Below are 962 nucleotides of genomic sequence, written 5' to 3'. Positions count from 1 at the left end.
GATTTTTAGAATTTTTTCTCCCGATTTTCTGTAATGGATTAGTAAATTTAATTTTTTTGACTATATTTACACTCTCTATGTTATTGATTTGGAAAAAAGATTTGGAGTGATTGAAATGGATTTAACTAATATTGCAATGACTATTGCTGGTATTTGCGTAATTATTATTTTGATTTTTGTAACTGTTTTTATATGTTCATTAATTTTTATAGGTACTAAAGATATGTTTGACCAATATAAAGCTGATAAGAAGAAACTTTATAAAAGAGATTTTAGAGAATCATGATTAAGAAAATAGCAATTATATTATGTTCGTTTGTAGTTACATTGATGTACTCTAATATTTCTGTTTATGCTGATTCACCTTCTATGCAATTAGTTGGAAGTGGTGGTGTGATTATCACTAAACAGACGTTTGAAAATGGTTCTTATGTTATTGATTTGAAAGTTGATAATGATGAAATTTATGTTTTTCAGTTATCAGAATTGCATTTAGTGAATGATTGTACGTTTCAACAGTCAGCGACGGTTAATAAAAGACCGGAACAAAATGAAAATAAGTTTGGTATTAAGGTGAATCGTAATGGAACATATGCATTTTATATTTTTGCTAATGGTAAAAAAGTAGGTCATGTTCGTTTTAAAATAAAAGGATTTGCCGAAAATGGTCAAGCTACAAAAGGTGAAACTAAATGGCGTGATAAGTTAGCTGAATATTATGGAGTTCCTGATGATGGTAATGCTGAACATGTTCAAGATAAAGATGCAATATACAACGGTGTTTGTGTAAATGACAACGTTGATGATAATAAACCAATTGGATCAGGAGAAATAGAAAAGCCAAAGGAAGATAATAACAATGGTGGAAATGATAATAACGGTAGTAATGCAAAGTTGGACAAAGCTTTAAAAGATATAAATGATGCTTTAAAAAACATTGAAACATCTAGTGAAGATACAGC

The 962-nt window shown here is 28.8% G+C and carries 1 protein-coding gene and 1 pseudogene; both read left to right on the top strand.

Annotated features, from left to right (window positions below):
• The first annotated feature begins 115 nt into the window (after nt 1-115).
• Nucleotides 116-286 carry a hypothetical protein gene (locus JFU02_RS03485; RefSeq protein ID WP_201069886.1) on the top strand — a complete coding sequence of 57 codons (171 nt, stop codon included), beginning with the start codon at nt 116-118 and terminating at the stop codon, nt 284-286.
• Nucleotides 283-962 (top strand): annotated as a pseudogene (locus JFU02_RS03480) (hypothetical protein); the annotation flags it as partial. The gene JFU02_RS03485 and the pseudogene JFU02_RS03480, both read left to right, overlap by 4 nt.

The organism is Bacillus sp. TH13, assembly GCF_016651175.1.
Taxonomy (GTDB): domain Bacteria; phylum Bacillota; class Bacilli; order Bacillales; family Bacillaceae_G; genus Bacillus_A; species Bacillus_A thuringiensis_S.
Note: the sequence above shows the minus strand (reverse complement) of the source record. Positions and strands in the feature narration are given on the sequence as shown.

Coding starts and splice junctions, on each gene's coding strand:
- JFU02_RS03485 (WP_201069886.1), top strand. CDS start 116: ATGGATTTAACTAATATTGCAATGACTATTGCTGGTATTTGCGTAATT.